The 15,035-nt window shown below is 37.0% G+C and carries 15 protein-coding genes and 2 pseudogenes; 12 read left to right on the plus strand and 5 right to left on the minus strand.

What is annotated here, in order from left to right:
• Positions 1-26: 26 nt before the first annotated feature.
• Positions 27-1,982, plus strand: coding sequence for a beta-galactosidase (locus B7E06_RS04780; RefSeq protein ID WP_082232922.1), 1,956 nt, complete (start codon positions 27-29; stop codon positions 1,980-1,982).
• Between the two features lie 450 nt (positions 1,983-2,432).
• Here the strand turns inward: B7E06_RS04780 and B7E06_RS04785 are convergent, their stop codons facing one another.
• A complete protein-coding gene (locus B7E06_RS04785) occupies positions 2,433-2,894 on the minus strand; it encodes a CarD family transcriptional regulator (RefSeq protein ID WP_082235903.1) in 462 nt (153 codons plus the stop codon).
• Between the two features lie 671 nt (positions 2,895-3,565).
• Between B7E06_RS04785 and B7E06_RS04790 the strand changes: the two genes are divergently transcribed.
• From B7E06_RS04790 to B7E06_RS04805, 4 genes are all read left to right on the plus strand, one after another.
• Positions 3,566-5,134 carry a GAF domain-containing sensor histidine kinase gene (locus tag B7E06_RS04790; RefSeq protein WP_082232923.1) on the plus strand — a complete coding sequence of 523 codons (1,569 nt, stop codon included), beginning with the start codon at positions 3,566-3,568 and terminating at the stop codon, positions 5,132-5,134.
• 18 nt (positions 5,135-5,152) lie between these two features.
• Positions 5,153-5,794: a response regulator gene (locus B7E06_RS04795; protein WP_082232924.1), complete on the plus strand. Its 642-nt coding sequence runs from the start codon at positions 5,153-5,155 to the stop codon at positions 5,792-5,794.
• A 233-nt stretch (positions 5,795-6,027) separates the two neighbouring features.
• Positions 6,028-6,270, plus strand: coding sequence for a hypothetical protein (locus B7E06_RS04800; protein ID WP_143414455.1), 243 nt, complete (start codon positions 6,028-6,030; stop codon positions 6,268-6,270).
• Positions 6,271-6,523: 253 nt separating this feature from the next.
• On the plus strand, positions 6,524-7,021 hold the full coding sequence (locus B7E06_RS04805) for a linear amide C-N hydrolase (protein ID WP_082232926.1): 498 nt from the start codon (positions 6,524-6,526) through the stop codon (positions 7,019-7,021).
• Positions 7,022-7,151: 130 nt separating this feature from the next.
• On the opposite strand, the gene B7E06_RS22215 is transcribed toward B7E06_RS04805, so the two are convergent.
• Entirely contained in the window at positions 7,152-8,288 is a 1,137-nt protein-coding gene (locus B7E06_RS22215) for an NTTRR-F1 domain (protein ID WP_082232927.1), read from the minus strand.
• A 562-nt stretch (positions 8,289-8,850) separates the two neighbouring features.
• Here B7E06_RS22215 and B7E06_RS04815 point away from each other — a divergent pair.
• Entirely contained in the window at positions 8,851-9,168 is a 318-nt protein-coding gene (locus tag B7E06_RS04815; RefSeq protein ID WP_082232854.1) for a hypothetical protein, read from the plus strand.
• Between the two features lie 195 nt (positions 9,169-9,363).
• Here the strand turns inward: B7E06_RS04815 and B7E06_RS04820 are convergent.
• Positions 9,364-9,936, minus strand: a pseudogene (locus B7E06_RS04820) (homocysteine S-methyltransferase family protein); the annotation flags it as partial.
• A gap of 19 nt (positions 9,937-9,955) precedes the next feature.
• Here B7E06_RS04820 and B7E06_RS04825 point away from each other — a divergent pair.
• The 4 genes and pseudogenes from B7E06_RS04825 to B7E06_RS04840 all read left to right on the plus strand — a co-directional run.
• Positions 9,956-10,243 (plus strand): annotated as a pseudogene (locus B7E06_RS04825) (GNAT family N-acetyltransferase); the annotation flags it as partial.
• A gap of 523 nt (positions 10,244-10,766) precedes the next feature.
• Complete coding sequence (locus B7E06_RS04830) at positions 10,767-11,066, plus strand: hypothetical protein (protein ID WP_082232852.1); 300 nt, start codon at positions 10,767-10,769, stop codon at positions 11,064-11,066.
• A 223-nt stretch (positions 11,067-11,289) separates the two neighbouring features.
• On the plus strand, positions 11,290-11,640 hold the full coding sequence (locus tag B7E06_RS04835; protein ID WP_082232853.1) for a VOC family protein: 351 nt from the start codon (positions 11,290-11,292) through the stop codon (positions 11,638-11,640).
• A gap of 296 nt (positions 11,641-11,936) precedes the next feature.
• Positions 11,937-12,254, plus strand: coding sequence for a hypothetical protein (locus B7E06_RS04840; protein ID WP_082232854.1), 318 nt, complete (start codon positions 11,937-11,939; stop codon positions 12,252-12,254).
• Between the two features lie 141 nt (positions 12,255-12,395).
• Here B7E06_RS04840 and B7E06_RS04845 read toward each other — a convergent pair whose 3' ends face one another.
• Complete coding sequence (locus B7E06_RS04845; RefSeq protein WP_245807672.1) at positions 12,396-12,995, minus strand: hypothetical protein; 600 nt, start codon at positions 12,993-12,995, stop codon at positions 12,396-12,398.
• A gap of 1 nt (position 12,996) precedes the next feature.
• Positions 12,997-13,602 carry a TetR/AcrR family transcriptional regulator gene (locus B7E06_RS04850; RefSeq protein WP_179133957.1) on the minus strand — a complete coding sequence of 202 codons (606 nt, stop codon included), beginning with the start codon at positions 13,600-13,602 and terminating at the stop codon, positions 12,997-12,999.
• Between the two features lie 181 nt (positions 13,603-13,783).
• Here B7E06_RS04850 and B7E06_RS04855 point away from each other — a divergent pair, with 181 nt between their 5' ends.
• The gene (locus B7E06_RS04855) at positions 13,784-14,245 is read left to right on the plus strand and encodes a hypothetical protein (protein WP_082232929.1); all 462 of its coding nucleotides are present in this window, start codon (positions 13,784-13,786) and stop codon (positions 14,243-14,245) included.
• Positions 14,246-14,393: 148 nt separating this feature from the next.
• Entirely contained in the window at positions 14,394-14,867 is a 474-nt protein-coding gene (locus B7E06_RS04860; RefSeq protein ID WP_082232930.1) for a hypothetical protein, read from the plus strand.
• Positions 14,868-15,035 lie beyond the last annotated feature (168 nt).

Raw genomic sequence — 15,035 nt, forward strand, 5'->3', positions numbered from 1 at the left:
TTACTATAAAAGCGGGAGGTTTAAAAATGAGCTATTTTGGAGTCGATTATTATCCAGAGCATTGGTCTGCCAGTCAAATGGAAGAAGATCTCAGCGGTATTAAAAATCTAGGAGCGAATATGATTCGTATTGGCGAATTCGCTTGGCATCTCATGGAACCGAAAGAAGGAGAATTTGATTTCTCATTTTTCGATACCGTGATTGAACGGGCGAAAGCCTATCATCTTAAGGTTATGTTTGGGACGCCTACCGCAACCTTTCCTGCCTGGCTGGCTAAAAAGTATCCGTCTATTCTATCAGAAGATGAGTATGGGACTTTAAGAGAGTTTGGCGGGAGACGTCAATATTGCTTCAATTCAGATGTCTATCGTCAATACAGTGCTCGTATTACTCGTGAGTTAGTGAAGCATTATGCAAATGAAGAAGCGATTGTCGTATGGCAAGTCGATAATGAGTTTGGGCATGAAGGCAGTGACGACTGTTACTGCGGGCCATGCAGAGAAGCATTCCAAACATTTTTAAGAGGAAAATATAACGATATTCAAGAACTTAATGAACGATGGGGGACGATTTTCTGGGGGCAAAGCTACAACGACTTTAACGAAATCCCTGCTCCTGCACCCACGATTACCACACATAACCCTAGTTTGAAGTTAGATTGGGCGCGTTTTCGTTCGTATTCACTCAACAGCTTTGCACATGAGATGACGGAAATTGTCCGCGAGGAAAAAGGGGCTCATCAAGAAATAACGACAAATACAACGGGAGACTTTTTTAATAAGTGGTTTGATCATGAGGAAAATTTACAGCCGATGGACTTTGTGTCCTATGATAACTACCCTGTATGGGGAGGGCTAGAGCAGCCGATTCCTCCAGCAGAAATAGCGATGGCCCTTGACTTTAATAGAGGATTAAAAGATCAAAATTTCTGGATTGTAGAGGAATTAATTGGCGCACAAGGCCATGATGTCATCGGCTATCTTCCTCGACCAAACCAAGCAAAACTATGGTCTTATCAGGCATTTGCCCATGGCTGTTCGAATATGCTTTATTTTCGCTGGCGCGGGATGACGAGAGGGGCGGAGCAATTCTGCTATGGCGTGGTAGACCATGACAACCAATATGGCCGTAAGTATCGTGAAGCACAGGAAGTTTTTCAAACGATGAGCAATTTCGAGCCATTATTAGAAGCACCAATTGAAGCGGATGTTGCCGTCCTTTATGATTACGATAATATTTGGGCGTGGCGTTCTCAAATCCAAACTAAAGATTTTGATTTTAAACAAGAGTTCATGCGTCTCTATCAGCCTTTCTATGATGTAAATACAAAACTTGATGTCATACCTGCAGATCGCGATTTCTCAAAATATAAAGTGGTAGTAGTTCCAGCCATGCAAGTGTTAGATGAAGATTTAGCCAACCGTTTAAAAGAATTTGCAAAAGCGGGTGGAACCGTAATCTTCTCATTCCGAGCGGGCTTAAAGGATAAGGATAATACCATTTACTTCGGTCAGCCTTTACCAGGCCCGGTTGCAGATCTGGCGGGAATACGAGTGGAAGAAATCGAGTCGTTAACAGCAGAACACCGTCTCTCTGTAAAAGGAGAACATGAGCTGGCTGAAGAAGAAAGTCATATGGCTATATGGCGAGATCTTATCGTTCCCGAGGGTGCGGAAGTCCTCTATCGATATAGTGACTATTTTTATAAAGAATATGCTGCCGTTACAAGAAACTCATATGGACGCGGAGAAGCTTATTATATCGGAGGAGGATTAGACGTAGAAGGCCTTCGAAAGATCGTGAAGAATATTGTGACTAAACATCATATAGGATTTGAAGAGTCAACGCGAGGCGTAGAAGTCTATAGTAGAAAAGTAAAGGGAGAAGAGTACCAATTTATTATGAACCATACAGATGAAGAAGTTTCATATGATGGTATAGTACTTTTTCCATATGAAACTCTTTTAGTAGAAGTTAAGTAACAGAATAAAATGTTCATCTTTATAAAAAGGCGATTATTAAATATAATTGCCTTTTTTCTTTATTCAGTAAGAAATTATTGAACCAAGAGCCGATAGTTAAGGATTTACAGCTTAATGAAGGAAGTGGGGCTTTAATTTCAGGAGATTTATGGACCAACTTAAGGAGAGCATACCTGCATGGCCAGGTCAGCCATGTTTTCTTATAATAAGAGGGAAAGGGAATGTTTACGAGGCGGGCAATGTAGGAAGTAGGAGAAGGGTTTCATGAATGCTTTTTAAAAAATCGTTTTTTGTTATAACCATGTAGTGTGAAACGATGAGAAGATAATGAATTCACATCAAAAAGCTGCGGCGATTTTACAACCATTGCAGCTTAATAACGTAAAACACTATCATTGCTAAGGATCATATCCCCAAAAGGTTCTGGAATTTTCCAGACTATCATTAACTTTAACTGAAGATTTTTATTTGCTGTTCAGTAATCCCTTTAATTAATTTCAGTTCACTAATCAAAATTTCATGTGCACTATCGAACATTCTCTTTTCGCTTGTGTTCAGCGCTTTGTCTTTCCTCATACGTTTTAAATCACGTACAACTTCAGCACTTTCTTGTATATTACCTGTTTTTATTTTTTCCGTGTTCACTTTAAATCTTTGTTTCCACGGCAGTGCTCTGTCTGTTTCTTCATTCTGAAAAATGTGGATGATGTGTTTTAACGCCTTTATGTCAGTAATTGGACGTATACTTGAACTCAATATTTTCCCTGTAGGAATCATCACTTGCATATTACTTATTACCATTTTTATGACATAATACTCTTGTTTTTTTCCTGAGATTTCCTTTTCTTCTATGGTTTGAATGATTCCTACTCCGTGCATTGGATATATAATGTTATCGCCAATTAGAAACAAAAAATCCACCTCCGTATGTGTCTACCTCCTTAAGCTTAACACATATAAAGATTTTTATAAACTTTTAATAATAACATAATGAAATAATAACAATCAACTATTTTTTATTAAGGAATAAAAGACGATCATTTCTTTTTCGTGGAATTTTTAGAGTTATTTAGAAGATTTACAAACAAAGTGAGATATCGATGAAAAACGAACGTATGTTTTCAACCTAAAGTAGGAACCATTTTCATACCTTCCCCTGATCCTTAATTTTTCCAGTTAGAGTAATCTAAAGTTAACCTAAATGCTCAATTGAAAATCATCAATTGAGGACGAATCGTACATTGGAGGAGTTAAGGATGAGAATTAACTTTTTGATATTTGTGATATCATTTGAAAAAAAACTACCTGAAGAAATAGATCGCTCTGCTGAGCGTGCCCGATTAATCAGTGATCGCATTAACGAAGTAAAATCGAAATACAATCAATTGTAAGGAAAACACGGGGCTGCTGATTTATTTGATCAAGGTATGCTGTTATGGTATTACGGCATAAATGATGCCTCATTAATAAATCAAAGACGTCAATCCGTATATATAGGATGTACACTTAAAGTCTACCAGCAATGTACCAAAGCAAAAAAAATAAACGTGAAATGTTTGATTATAAATGAGGTGTGAAATGAAGTGCAGACTTATGGAAATAGAGATGACTTAAAGACACTTAAAGTAATTGCGGAGACATTAAATAGATCGAACGATCTCCATGAAATGCTAGATACTGTTTTACAGAAACTGCTTGATTTAACAGAGTTAGAGGCTGGCTGGATTTTTTTAAGCGATAAGAAGTCCCACTTCACACTGGTGGCTGACTATGGCCTTCCGCCAGCTTTAACCAGGGATAATAAAATGCCTATGTGTCAGGGAGACTGCTATTGTCTAAATAGTTATTGGAATAGAAAATTAGATGGGCCGATTAATATCATCGAATGCAGGAGGTTGAATCGAGCGATTAAGTTCGAGTTGGGGGATACGAATGGAATTTCTCATCATGCGACTATCCCCCTATCCGCTGGAGGAGAAAGTTTTGGACTTTTAAATGTAGCTTCTCCAAATAAAGAGATTTTCACTGAAGACGAGCTCACATTGCTCCAATCCTTAGCCTTTCAAATAGGTACAGCTGTAAAGCGCACCCGTCTTTATCAGGAACAACAAAAGCGTGCAGATCATTACATAAAATTAAACGAAGTAGTTCGTACTCTATGGGGAGCTTTAGATATTGATCAGCTCTCAGAGCAGGTAAGCAAACAGGGAAAAACGTTTAACTGGTCAACCGTTGGATTTTTCACCATACATGGTGAGGAGATTCGCGCGAAGGCTTTACTTCCCGTTCAAGGGACACTGATGGATAAGGAACTTTTTCTTATTCAAGAGGCTATTGAAAAGGAAAAGCCGAGGATAGAGCGCAACACACAGACAAATTCTCCTGAAAGTATAGCCTTACCTGTGATGATTAAGGATGAAAAGATAGGGGCTTTATATTTTTCCGAGCCGTTGTCTTCTGATATAAGTGAGGTTGACCTAGAAATTTTACAAGCTTTAAACGTTCATATAGCTTTAATTTACGAAAGCCTGCGGCTGAAGGAAAAGTATCACGATTGGCTCATTTTTGAAGAAAGAAAGAGATTAGCAAGGGATTTACATGACTCAGTGAACCAGCAGCTTTTTTCATTATCTTTAACGGCTAGAGGAGCCAAAGAGGTTAGCCCTAAAGATGATCCTTACTTAATTGAACTGCTCGAAGAAATAATGGAAACATCTCAAAAATCTATGGAAGATATGAGATCACTCATATGGCAGCTGCGGCCCATAGGCTTGGAAGAAGGATTAATTTCTGCATTGAAAAAATATGCTTCCTCCTTAGGGTTAACTCTTTCCTTAGATTTAAGCAGTATACCAAATTGGTCGCAACGTTTTGAAGAAACCATATTTCGAATCAGCCAGGAAGCTATGAATAACGTTAAGAAACACGCAAATGTTCAAAGAATGGTCATTCAAATCAAAGAAAATGACCAGGGGATATGCGTTACTTTTCAGGATCAGGGAAGTGGGTTTCGTCAAGACAAGGTGAATCCTAACGTTTCCCTCGGCTTAATTAGTATGAAGGAAAGAATTAAAAATATAAATGGAGAACTTGATATTTATAGCAAACCAGGAGAAGGAACTAAGATTAAGATATGGGTCCCTAATGTGTAATAGGAAAGAGTGAGGTTAATGACGATTAAGGTATTACTGGTTGATGACCATCTCATTGTATTAAGAGGGTTGAAAATTTTCTTAAATACACAGAAGAGCATTGAAGTCGTAGGAGAAGCGAACAATGGAGCTGAAGCTCTGTCCATGGTGGAAGAAAAAAAGCCTGATGTGATTCTAATGGACCTGATGATGCCTGTGATGGATGGTGTGGAGGCAACTAAGGAAATTACAAAAAGGTTTCCTGAAATACGTGTTCTTGTTTTGACAAGCTATTCCGATCAAGATCATGTAATACCAGCTCTTCAAGCAGGGGCTGCAGGTTACCAGTTAAAGGACATTGACCCAGATAGGCTTGTAAACACGATTATTGCAGCCTATCAAGGTGAAAAACACCTCCATCCAATAGCCACACAGCATTTACTCTCTGGTATGCAAAGAGATCCACTCGAACATCCTCGCTTTAAACTTACGAAGCGTGAAAAAGATGTGCTTTATCAAATTACATTAGGTAAAAGTAATAAACGAATTTCTCAAGATCTATATATCTCAGAAAAAACGGTTAAAACTCATGTCAGCAATATTTTAAGTAAGCTTGAAGTTCTTGATCGCACTCAAGCAGCGATTTGGGCTATGAAAGAAGAAGTGTTTAAGGACTTGTAATAAAATCTGCTGACCGGGAAGTCAGAAGAAGCGCTTAATGAACACCGATTTTTTTTAAGAACTTATAAATCAAGTCATCCAGTTTAGGGGGCAGACCTGCAGCGAAAAGGTTTGCTCCTTTTACTTATTTTTAGTGGCGGGAAACCGAGATGATTAGCATTTTGAAACTATACTCCTTCTCTCTCGTACATAAGGTAAACGAAGGTATAAACATCTTTGAAAGGGGTTTTATGGTGAGTGGGGAAAAAGATGATAGAAAAAAAGACGAAGTATTTCAATATTTAATAGCATCAACTTCACTAATTTCTTGGCTATTTTACTTTTTATTTTATTCTCATCTTTATACTATAGAAGAAATTAAATCGGGAATAACTTTTATTAGTTTGGCTGCTCCTTTTTATGCACTATGTACATTTATTTATTACAAAAGACTTTATAAAGCCGAAATCGATACTAAAATTAAAAAAATCTCTTAGGTTGGCTAGCGAAGAACAAAAGGGGACAGACTGGCATGATTAAATCTGCTTGGCAGCTGTGTAGAAAAAGCCACTTCTTATCGATAGATGTACTATCAAAAATCAGCTGATGAGATGACGCCTTTTCAGTGATAAAAATTAAAGCATCTTCACTCTCGATTAAACTTTTAGGCGAATGTACAAGCCGTAATGAAACGGCTTCATACTCTATTAGAATAAGAGTAGATTCTCTTGAAAACTAAGGAGTGAAAATATGTGTACAAATTTTTCTATACCACGTAAATCAGGGGATGAGGCGCAGGTTTCCGCCCGGACGTACGACTGGTGCATAACTCTTCCTCAGACCCAGCCAGTTGTTAACTTCGTCCCCCGAGGCCAGTCATTTCCTGAAATTGATCTACCGGGTGAAATAAAGTGGAAAACCAAATATGGATTTATTGGAGCGGGAGACAAGAAAGAGGGATACCCGGTAGCTTACTATGATGGCTTAAACGAGGCAGGATTATCTGCTGCAGGCCTATGGCTATCTTGTTCAGAGTATCAAAAGCCCAGGAAGGGAAAATGTCATCTTTATAATGTAAATGTAGTGAGCTACGTATTAGGGAATTTTAAAACCATTCAAGAAGTGAAGGAGGGGCTATCTAAATTAAGAATTTTAAGCGTTGACGAGATCTATCCGATTATTTATTTCTTGGAGGTGAGAGTTTTTTGGGGTTCATTTTTTGTTGCAATTTCTTTGGGCCTTCGATGAATCCATTATTATTAGATGTTATATTAAAACAGAAAGATTTTAGATGAATCGATGAAGAGATCCGTTTGCAAGCTCTTAATGAAAAGAAAAATGTATCAGAGGTGGCCAAGGAAAAGCCACAAACTTCTTATTAGGGGTTCACGCTTATTCCACTAGGAAAAGAACCCACTGGGATGGTAGCAACGACAGTATTTGTATTTCCACTAATGACGGAAACATTGTCACTGTCAGAGTTTGCAACATAAATCCCATTCGTTAAAGGATTCACGCATATTCCAATAGGGCTATCTCCCACTGAGATGGAATCAATGACAGTATCTGTATTTCCATTAAGGACGGAAACATTGTCACTGTCAGAGTTTGCAACATAAATCCCATTTGTTAAAGGATTCACGTCTATTCCAATAGGGCCATCCCCCACTGATATGGAATCAATGACAGTATTTGTATTTCCATTAAGGACGAAAACATTGTCAGTGAAATAATCTGCTGTTACATAAATGCGGTTCGTGGTAGGATTTACGCCTACTTGGGAAAGACCATCATCCACAAATAATTCTCTGATGATGCTATTGGTAAATCCGTCGATGACGGATACAGTGTTACTGACTTCGTTTACTACATATATTCGATTATTAACGGAAATCGGGGTAGAAGGGCCAGCAGGTCCTGTGGCTCCGGGTGGTCCTGTTTCTCCCTTGGGACCAGTCGGTCCAATTGATCCCGTTGCTCCTGTGGGTCCTATGGTTCCGGTAATTCCTGTTGGTCCCGTCGCTCCTCGGGGTCCAGTTGGTCCTATAGCTTCCACCGTCAGTAAGGCCACATCATCCACATAGACGTTAGATCCTCCCGATCGAGGAAGTTTTTGAATCAATAAAACCCCGCTGGCTGTGCCGGCTGGTGCAGGAGAAGAAGTCCCATAAACTTCTAACCACTCTCCGACTGCCGAAAGTCTATCCCCCGGTATATTGATTGTTAACCCTGTGGCCAAGGGATTGAAATTTTCATTATAGTACGTCAAAGTGATTAATAGTTGAGGGCTGGGATTACCGTTGGTTCTTGCCAAGGAAGCAAGAAACTCAAAGTTTTCCCCTTCACTTACGGAAAAAACTTGATAAAGTATAGCTGTGCTACTTGGAGGGGATAAAAGGGCGCTAGAAGTGCCTGTATGACTTGAAGTTGAAGTGGCAGAGGCATTTAAAGTTATCCAAGGAGCAAGTATTCCTGTTTCAAATCCTCCATTACTGATTCGGTTAATAATGGTCATATTAGTCACCTCCTTTTCATCTTCTCTTATTTTATGCTTGGTTCCCTGTAAAGGAGTGGATGGTACCCCAGAAAGCTGAAAACCAGTAAGCTGGAAAAAGGTAACTTAAATTTTAGGTGAATCGATAGATGAGGAGAGCTGTCTACAATCTCTGAAAGGGAAAAAAGAAGGTATCAGAAGTTGAAAAGAGTTTGTAAAAGAAGTACTGTGGATTTCTTTATATTCTCTAAAATAAAAATACAAACGTAGGCGTTTATATTTGTAAAGAAAAGCAATAGTATGGGTGATAAAACTGTGAGTTACCAAATATATATCAACTTTCTTCCATTTAAGGGGGCGATTGTTCAATACGAGCAATCGCTTTTTCGCTAACAGGAATGAGACTCAGTTTCGAGATAATAGAATGTATGAAACTAAATTGAATCGATTTCGTATGGCTATTAGGAAGCTTTATTACATAAGCATAGCAAATTGAATTAATTAAACTGACGGCGCAGGATAGTTCAACAAGAGAGCAGCTTTTCGTTAAAAGGCAAGGTTGTCGAATAGGGGTGAGGTAGAGATGAAATTGGTAAGCAGGATTCAAGAAAAATACAGAAAAAGTAATAAGTTATTTTTAGCTTTAAAAGTTCTATTAAGCGCTTTTACAATTTTCTTTGCTGTTAGGGTTTTATTCCTATCTATTTCGGGATTAGTGAGTTCGGATACTTCAACTGATTTTCCGAATTTATTACTTTTTGGTATGCTTTTTTCTTTAGGATTATCTAATGCTGTCGAACTAGTTGAAAAGTTCGTTACCAAGAAAAAAGAATATTTTACACTATTACTTATAACTACATTCTTCCTTCTTGGTGTCTCCGTATTTGTGTTGTGGGTATGAAATCGCAACACAAAATTAAGTAAGTTTTTAAACAAACAGATGCGTCAGTTTGAGATATACTCGAGAATATCTCGAAATCAAGTCTTACAGTAAAGGGGGCGAATCTTGGATAAAAAGATTTGGAACCGTCGCTGGGGAAATAAAGAATAAAGCTTTGAAAAACGCCTGACCGTATTTTTGGACAGGCGTTTTAACTTATGCTTTTGTCTTATAAGATGTGATGTGATCCTGCAGCGTGTCGTCACTGCCGAACAAGAAGTGTTTCTCCATATTCGGGGAATAGGTGGAGTTTACAGCTGTACGGCCGACGGTTTCTGCCACTTCACGAAGCATAGCCGGAGAAGCTCCACAGCAGAGTCCCAAATAGTTTACACCAATACTGTGGGCTTCTTTGGCCCACTCAGCAAGCTCATACCTGTTCGTGTATAGCGGATCCAGGGACGTTGGGAACGTTGTTTCCGTTGGAAGTGTACAAGCACAGCTGCCGTCCGGCAGGTTGAAGAAGGTAGGGTGTTCTTCTGTTGTGCGGTAAGGAATGGGAAGGGCACCTACATAACCGTCCACCGTATTACGTATTTTCTCTATATATGGTTGCATCGTTGCTGGTCCGCGGAAGCAGTTCATCCCCACAACAAGAGCGCCTTTTTCTTTTAATAAGCGGCAGGCTTCTTCTACTTCGTAGCCATCTCGCAGAATATTTTCTCCCATCAGGCCAAATGTGATTACGGCAGGAAGCTCTTGTTTTTGGATTTCTTCGAGNCTTAAGAGCTGAGAAGGAGAGGAAAAAATGTTTCCGACATTAGAAACAGAAAGGTTGGTACTTAGAGAAATATCGAAGGATGATGCAGAAGGTATATTTGCTTGTTTTTCAAATGAAAATGTAACACGGTATTATGGACAAGATAATTTGGAAAATATAGAACAAGCAGAGGCATTTGTATATTTCTTTGCAAATAGTTACAAGGAGAAAAGAGGAATACGCTGGGGGATTGAGATAAAAGGAACTCAAGGGATAATCGGCACTATTGGATTCAATGCTTGGTCCCCTAAACATAAACGAGCAGAGATAGGTTATGCTTCTTTTGTTCGGGTAAAATAAATGTAAAATTGGGCTCGTGAAAAAAAGCTCTCCCCATAGTTTGAGCCAATTTTTGTATTTGTCTGCTATCCTTCTTCAAATGAAAGGTTGAAGTATCATAGATTTCCGCCCCTTTTATGAATGATACTGTTCATTTAACCTCGGAAAACAACCAGCACCTTGTATGAATAACAAGTGTTTTTGTATATTACCCTTTTTTTGTATGTTTCCCTAGGCTAGTTACAAACAATTGCTATGGCTTTTCTTCCCGATCTCCAGCATACTACCTTGATTCATTTTCTACCGGCTTCATTTAAAATCTAAGTTAATTCCAAACTAATTTCTCCACTTGTCGAACTTTTACTTTCATTTTAATATATAATCCATATTACCTTCAGAGTGTAAATGCAAACGCCCACTCTTAAATTGAGGCGGTAAGAAAAGATAAAAATTAGGAATATATCTCGAATTCAAGTCTTGCGTAAACGGGGGCTTTAATAAAAGAGGTGGGAGATTAGAAATGAGGACCTTATTAGAACTTTTGCGTGTAATACTTATTTTTGTCCTACTTGGTGGCTTAGGTGGGGCGATTATAGGAAACATTTATACAATCAATGAACCAACAGAAACTTATTCGTGGCTCGGTGCATTAGCAATATTAGTTTTATACTTTGTATTATATAGAAACAAATTACAATTTTTGGGTTGGTATAACGGAAAGGGAAGAAAGAAATTGCCTAAAACAGTTTCCGTTACACTTCTTTTTGCTTCTATATTACTAATTATAGCACCATTTATTATGGGCTCATTATTAAACTAACGGGGCGATTGTTCAATATGAGCAATCGCTTTTTTTCTAACGGGCAGGATTGTGGAAGACTCAGTTTCGAGATATTGATCTAAATTATTGGATGATTACCTTGTATCTTTTTTGCTGATTTTTTGAAGGTTTCTGGAGCAGTAATCCTGAAGTTATTCTATATAAAGGCAAGTTTGTAGGTTAACTTGAATACTAAACTTCAAAATACCATGGAGGTGTAGAATTGATAGTTAAGAGAATTGTTGCAAATATTGAAACGCAGGACACTTCCGAAGCAAAACACTTCTACGAGGAAATATTAGGACTTAATCAACTAATGGACCTTGATTTTATTGCAACCTATGGATCTAATGAGAAAATGACCACTCAAATCAGTTTTTTATCTGAGGGAGGATCTGGCACACCAGTACCTGATTTGTCAGTTGAAGTTGATAACCTAGACGAAGTGCTTACTCGTATAAAAGATAATGGAATTCCAATTGTCTATGGACCAACTACAGAACCGTGGGGAGTTCGGCGTTTTTATGTTAGAGATCCTTTCGGAAAATTAGTCAATATTTTAACTCATTTATAAATTAATCAGGCATATTTGAGATTTTACCCAATGAGGTTAAGGTATAAGTATTTGTGTTCTTTAATACAGAATAGGGGGCGATTGTTCAATACGAGCAATCGCTTTTTCGCTAACAGGAATGAGACTCAGATAATAGAATGTATGAAACTAAATTGAATTGATTTCGTATGGCTATTAGGAAGCTTTATTACATAATCATAGCAAATTGAATTAATTAAACTGACGGTGCAGGATAGTTCAACAAGAGAGCAGCTTTTCGTTAAAAGGCAAGGTTGTCGAATAGGGGTGAGGTAGATATGAAATTGGTAAGCAGGATTCAAGAAAAATACAGAAAAAGTAATAAGTTATTTTTAGCTTTAAAAGTTCTATTAAGCGCTTTTACAATTTTCTTTGCTGTTAGGGTTTTATTCCTATCTATTTCGGGATTAGTGAGTTCGGATACTTCAACTGATTTTCCGAATTTATTACTTTTTGGTATGCTTTTTTCTTTAGGATTATCTAATGCTGTCGAACTAGTTGAAAAGTTCGTTACCAAGAAAAAAGAATATTTTACACTATTACTTATAACTACATTCTTCCTTCTTGGTGTCTCCGTATTTGTGTTGTGGGTATGAAATCGCAACACAAAATTAAGTAAGTTTTTAAACAAACAGATGCGTCAGTTTGAGATATACTCGAGAATATCTCGAAATCAAGTGTTCTTGTATCGGGAGCAATTCTAAAACAAAGAGGCTCTTTGTATGAGCCTCTTTGTTTTATTCAATCAGGTTTCCGTCATTTAACTCACTAACTTGAAAAGCTTCAACTTTATTGTCGTATCTTCCTAAGAAAGCAACTTTTCCTTCAATAACTCTCATGAAGGTAAAGACGATATTATGCCCTTTTTCTTGCCCTTTTTCATCATACCAAGTACCTTGCTGTTCGAGAACTATATTGTGCCCTTTTGCAAAGCGTCTTAGGGTATGAAGGTGAAGGTTGGCGCGCTCTATCCAATCAGTTAAATGGTGACTTCCACTAATAGAACCTTTCGGTCCCATTATCTCGATGTCTGAATGAGTTAAATTGAGTAAGCCGGGTATATCTTTATTATTTGAGTTTTCGACCCAACCTTCTGCGGTTTTTATTGTACTAAGAAGAAGAGATTTATTTGAATTATGGTGTATAAAAGCTGTAGATCTCTCGTTAAGCTCTTCATCACTAAGTCCAAATATATTAATTAATAGGTTTTTAGCCTCAACTTTATTTGATTCGTCAAGAAACAAAAAGGACTGTATCAAAGATTCCCTTAAGCTATAGTACTCATTTTCAGAAAACACTTCTCCAAATTCTTTAGTTCTCAATTCGCTATAGTTCATCTCAAAATTCTCCTTTATTATTAATCGCTCCCATAAAAAATGTAACAGACTGATTTACAAATTCTTTAGAACTCATGGTCCCTGAGGATACTAGGGTCTTATAAATCAAAGGATCAAATAACTGCATTAGTTGAAGGGCTAAAAAATTTGAGGAAGCTTTCGTTTGAAAGGTTTTGCTTTTAGTTCCTTCTTCTATAACACGTTCAAAGATTTTGATAATCTTTTCCTGAATTAATTTAAGTTCTGAGTTATGGTCTTCACTAAATATAGCTCCCATATCTGGGAAACTTGATAAAACAAAATGGAAAAAGTCACTACAAAATCCCTTCTCAATGAAGGAGGAAACTTTTTTGCTTTCAGTAAGGGTACTTGTATCTATTTGCTCCATAGTAGTTAAGAAGTTGTCTATTTTAGGCTTTACAATGGAAAAGGTTAGCTGCTCTTTAGATCGGTAGTGAGAATAAAGAGTCCCTTTCGCAATATCTAGCTTCTCAGATATATCACTCATTTTCACTTGATGGTAACCATGGTCTTTTATTAGTTTTTCAGCTGCTTCTAGAATTAGTCTATTTCTATTGTTGAACTTTTTAACCATTCTTTCAGACATGAAAACCCTCCTTTTTGACTTATGAGTCAAAAATGACTTTAAAGTCATTTTAGAATTATAATTATGTTGTGTCAACACATTCTTGATCACGGAAGAAAGAATGATACTAGTGTTGTAAAAAGAAAAGTAAAAAACGGTTTATCTCGAATTAGAGTCTTCAACTAAAGGGAGCGAATCTAGAATGAATGGGGGGATTAGGTTGGGACGTGTTCCTAAGGTAAGGGAAATATTACTTGACGAGGAAATAGATGAACAAGAGTTTGTTGAAAGAATCAATGATATATATAAGGGAGATTGTTATATATATGCGATTATTCCTGAGTGGTGGGAAGACGAACTGATAAATGGTCCGTCAATTGATTTTATTATAGTAAATAAGATAAAGTTCCCTTTATTACGGATCTTTCCTAGAACCATTGGATTTGTAGGTTATGTACAGGATAGTAAAAAACAATATGTTTACGATTTTTACTTACGGTCTACAACAATTGATTTTTTAGTTTTTTCAAAGTTTGATGTATCTCATCATTTAAATAATATTAACAAGAAAAATATTGATCTCTATAAAATATTTGAATCAAACGAAATCCCTCATATAACAATTGGTCCCGATGGTCAATGGCTAAATATAGTTGAGTATTGACTTTATCACATTGAAGACCGGCTAATCTAATATTAGATGGTCGCTCTTTACTTTGTTTGATATTTGATTTAAGTTACATACGAAAATAATAGTGCAATCTTTATGAAAAAAATGGTATAGATACCTATTTAGATCGGGGTAGTAAAGGATGTTTTCTAAAATTAAATATGTGCTTTTTAAAAAGAAAGATGCAAAAGATAATGATCCTTATATTGCGGTTTCACAAATTGATATTAACAGAAACATGAAGGAGAAAATAAGGGATTTAGAGGAGCTCGCGGAAGAATTATGTTCAGCTTTAACAAAGAAATATGAAAGGGAATTCGAACATCATCAAATGAAGAATCTTATGATTTGGGTTGTAAGAGACATTGATGGTGATGAGTTTGGTGAATTAACTCATGAAAGTTGTTTAGAAAAAGAATATCGTTCACAAATAGCGATTGATTACGACGGTGAAAAATTCGATGATGAGTTTTATGCAGCTACCGTAAATCTTTGGTATTATTTCTCTGGTTCCAATAAAGGGACTGGTACCCTGTTTGATTTAAAAAACAATGATTTAAAGATTGAGGTTGAGAAAGAGTTAAGAGGTTTGTTGACCCATCATTCCACCTTTTAAACCAAGATCTCAAGATTACCCCATAAAATAAGAAAAGGTTAATTTCCTTGATATCGAGTCTTCAGGTTTAGGGAGCGATTGTCCAATATAGACGATAGCTATTTCACTAACGTGGCAGGATAATCAACAAGAGATTGTTATTTAGTTACGATATTCCAAGGATAAAAA

It is taken from the genome of Halobacillus massiliensis (assembly GCF_900166625.1).
GTDB classification, from domain to species: Bacteria; Bacillota; Bacilli; order Bacillales; family Halobacillaceae; genus Halobacillus_A; species Halobacillus_A massiliensis.